Source organism: uncultured Campylobacter sp. (assembly GCF_963517995.1).
Taxonomy (GTDB): Bacteria; Campylobacterota; Campylobacteria; order Campylobacterales; family Campylobacteraceae; genus Campylobacter_A.
The window spans coordinates 1-3,750 of sequence record NZ_CAUQHQ010000182.1 but is presented as its reverse complement, the minus strand read 5'-3'; the positions used below and the strand labels follow the sequence as shown (position 1 = coordinate 3,750).

Sequence of the window (3,750 nt, the reverse complement as noted above, 5' to 3'; positions counted from 1 at the left end):
CACAGATATAAATATAATAAATTTTTAGATACCGATGTGTCTGGGCAAACCTTTTGCGAAGCTATAAATGAAGCGTTTACCGAAAATTGTGGCGAAGTAAGTTCTATGGAAGATAAACGACTAGGTGTATATTTTATAACCGAAAATGAACTGAAAGACAAAAAACTATTTGCTTATAAGGTCTTAAAATACCTTTGGGACGATGTTTTTAAATTTGATAAAAGTGCATTTAATGGCAGTTTTAAAACACTAGAAGCAGTTATTGTTCATTTTATAGATGTTAAAAATAGTGGCAAAAATCAATTTGATATTTTTAGCGACAAAATTAAGGCTAAACTAGGTGTCTGATTTAAAAGAGCATTGCTTTTTAGATAATGCTACAAATGATGATTTTGTAGGCATTAGAAGCAAAGATGATAATCTACAAATTTGCTTTCCACTAGGCTTTGGTTTAAATATTGATGATAAAGGCATAAGGGCAGACATAAGAAAAATGATGTCTATTTTTATGTGGCTTAATAACGCTTCTGCTAAATCGCAATATACCAACAACAGTAATATTCAAATAGAACAAACTTTTCCACTTATCGCCTATAAAAATATTATAGAGTATTTTCTTGCTCACGGCTATTATACAGAGCGAGAAAGTATTTATCAAACCGCTACAAAAGGTAAGATAAATTTTGCTAGAACAATCAAGAAAAATCGCCCTATCGTGCAAAAAAATGGCTCGTTAGTTTATACGCAGTTTCAAACTAGGAAAAATCAAATCAATGAAAACGAACTAATCACAGCTATAAATAAATACTGCACCTATGAAGCTTTTAATAAATTTGGCTTTGCCTACAACTCATTTATGCCACAAAAACAAAGCCTGCCAGCAAGCAAAAATCACTGCCTTTATATTTTACAAAACAAACTAAACAGCACATTTGATGATAAAAAGCGACTGCTTTTTAGCTCTATGATACATATGCTATCAAATAAAGATAAAGACCTAAAAGAAAATGAGTTTAAATTTGGCACTACTAAATTTTATGCGATTTGGGAAAAGATAATAGATAAGGCATTTGGAATTGCCGATAAGAATAGATACTTTCCAAAAACGCAGTGGGAACTAAGATATACAAAAGATAAAGATAATAGCTCATTACAGCCAGATACCATTATGATTTATGACGATAAAATTTATATTTTAGATGCAAAATACTATAAATATGGTGTTAATTTAAAAGGGCTACCACAAAGCAGTGATATAACAAAGCAAGTAGCTTATGGCGAATATACGGCCCATATCATAAAGAGCGAAAACAGTTATGATGAAAGCAATATTTACAATGCTTTTTTGATGCCTTACAATAAAAATAACAATAAATTTAGCATCGCAATAAATGGTAAATTTGAGAATATCGGCAAAGCTACAATGGAATGGAAAAATGGCACAAATTATTTCATAGTGCAAGGAATTTTAGTAGATACTAGATTTTTGATTTTTAACTATGACAAGATGAGCAACGAGAATAAAAAATTGCTAGTTGAAGCTATACAAAATACAATTTAGGTGCGTTTGCTACATAATATCGAAAATAATTCACGATTATACCAAATCTTATCTTTTTTGTTCTATTTATATGACATTAACTTGATTTTGGTCTTTTTTGCTAAAAACTAAAATTTTTTACGTTATTTCTTGTATATATGTTAGATGCACTGAGCGATTCTATGAGCTAGATATGTTTTGGCATGAGTTCTTGCAAGTTCTAGTTTGTCGCCGAACCTATGTAAATTTGTCATGGCTTTTACCTATTACGTTATTGCCAGATTATATCAGTTTGGACACAAATTTGTCCTTTTCACTCAGTAAAATACCTTCAAATAAAAAACAAAACAAGGAGTCAGGCATGAGAAACAAAAGCTTTCACGTAGATAACGAGATATACGACCTTGCAACGCTTTGGATGCTTCGCGCGATATTTCACGCAGGCGGAGAAAGAGAGTTTTTAAGATGCAGATACGATAATGTCCTTGAATTTTTGGGCGTTAGCTCTAGCGAGCCGACCAAACAAGACATCGAAGTTCTTAAAAACAGACTTGACGTCCTTGAAAAAACCAAAATCTCATGCAAACTAAAAGACCTCGAGCACAACTTAAATTTGCTTCAGTCAAATTTAGGTCTAAACGACGCCGAAAAGACTATTCTTAGATTCGTCGCTATTATATTCAACTACGAAGTCGTTTGCGATGCTTGCGATCTGATAGGAGATATAAACAACAGACAAGCCGTAAAAGCCTTATCGCAGATACTAAATTTAGATGTCTTAGACGTTCAAAACGCTTTTAGAAAAGACGGAATTTTCGCCAAAACTTCGTTAATAAAAATCGACGCCTACTGTTCGCGCAACCTAAGATCGAAAATCGACGTGCTAAATAACGAATTTACAGGCGCATTGTTTATTAAATGCAAAAGTATCGACGAAATATTTCAAAGCGCGATAAAGCCTTGTAGCGAAACGAATTTGACCCTAAAAAACTATGCTCACGTAAAAGAAGATATGCAAATTTTAATCTCTTTTCTAAAAAGTGCCGTTCGTAAAAAACAAAAAGGAGTAAATATCCTCCTCTACGGTTCAGCAGGAACGGGTAAAACCGAGCTTAGCAAGGTCATAGCTAGCGAGTTAAATTTAAAACTCTACGAAGTAGCCTACGCAGACGAGAGTGGATATGCAAACGAGCTAGAAAGAATAAGATCTTATTGTCTCGCGCAAAACGTCTTGCAGGCTGGATCAAATTTGCTGATGTATGACGAAGCCGAAGACGTGTTTAACACTAGAAATGACGAGAAAAGACAGTACGGCAAAGCCTTTATAAACAGATCCTTAGAAACCAACGAAGTGCCTACTATCTGGATAACGAATAATGTTTACAGCATGGACGAAGCCGTAGTTAGACGCTTTAACTTAGCTATAGAGCTAGGGGTGCCTAATGAAAACATGAGAGCTAAGATCATCAAAGAATACAGCGCAAATTTGATAGATAATAAGCTAATAAAAAAACTAGCCAAAAATCAACATGTAGCTCCCGCCGTAGTTAGCAATGCAAGCCTAGTAGTTTCAAATTTAAACGCTAGAGATAAAAACAAGGCCTTTGAGCGAGTGATAAGCAACACTCTAAAAGCCCAAGGACACGGAGCGATAGAAAAAGATAAGAAAAAAGAGAAGCCAAGCCACGATCTACCTAGCAGCTACGATCCAAATTTCGTAAACTCAAACTGCGACCTAAACGAGCTGATGCAAGGAGTAAAAGAGAGCAAAAGCGCTAGAGTTTGCCTATACGGAGTGCCTGGAACCGGAAAGAGTGCCTATGCAAAATTTATCGCCAAAAGTCTAAAAAAGCCTATAATCATCAAAAAAGGAAGCGATCTTTTATCTATGTGGGTCGGAGGAACCGAGCAAAACATAGCTGAAGCTTTTAAGGAAGCAAAAGATAAAAAAGCAGTACTTGTATTTGACGAAGTAGATAGCTTTTTACAAGATAGAAGCACAGCTACCGTAAGCTGGGAGATAACGCAAGTAAACGAGATGCTAGTGCAGATGGAGAGCTTTGACGGGATATTTATCGCTACTACGAATTTAATCGATAACCTCGATAAAGCAAGCCTAAGAAGATTTGACCTAAAGCTAGAGTTTGGGTATCTCTTGCCAAACCAAGCTCTAAATTTATTTAAAAAAGAGTGTGCCTTGCTAAAAGTCA

The 3,750-nt window shown here is 34.9% G+C and carries 2 protein-coding genes and 1 pseudogene; all 3 read left to right on the top strand.

The annotated features are described in order from the left end of the window. A pseudogene (locus RYL88_RS12160) lies at positions 1–348 on the top strand (AAA family ATPase); the annotation flags it as partial. Continuing rightward, positions 341–1,561 carry an LlaJI family restriction endonuclease gene (locus RYL88_RS12155; protein ID WP_314991633.1) on the top strand — a complete coding sequence of 407 codons (1,221 nt, stop codon included), beginning with the start codon at positions 341–343 and terminating at the stop codon, positions 1,559–1,561. The pseudogene RYL88_RS12160 and the gene RYL88_RS12155, both read left to right, overlap by 8 nt. 340 nt (positions 1,562–1,901) lie before the next feature. Continuing rightward, a partial coding sequence (locus RYL88_RS12150; RefSeq protein WP_314991630.1) for an ATP-binding protein occupies positions 1,902–3,750 on the top strand: 1,849 nt, incomplete at its 3' end.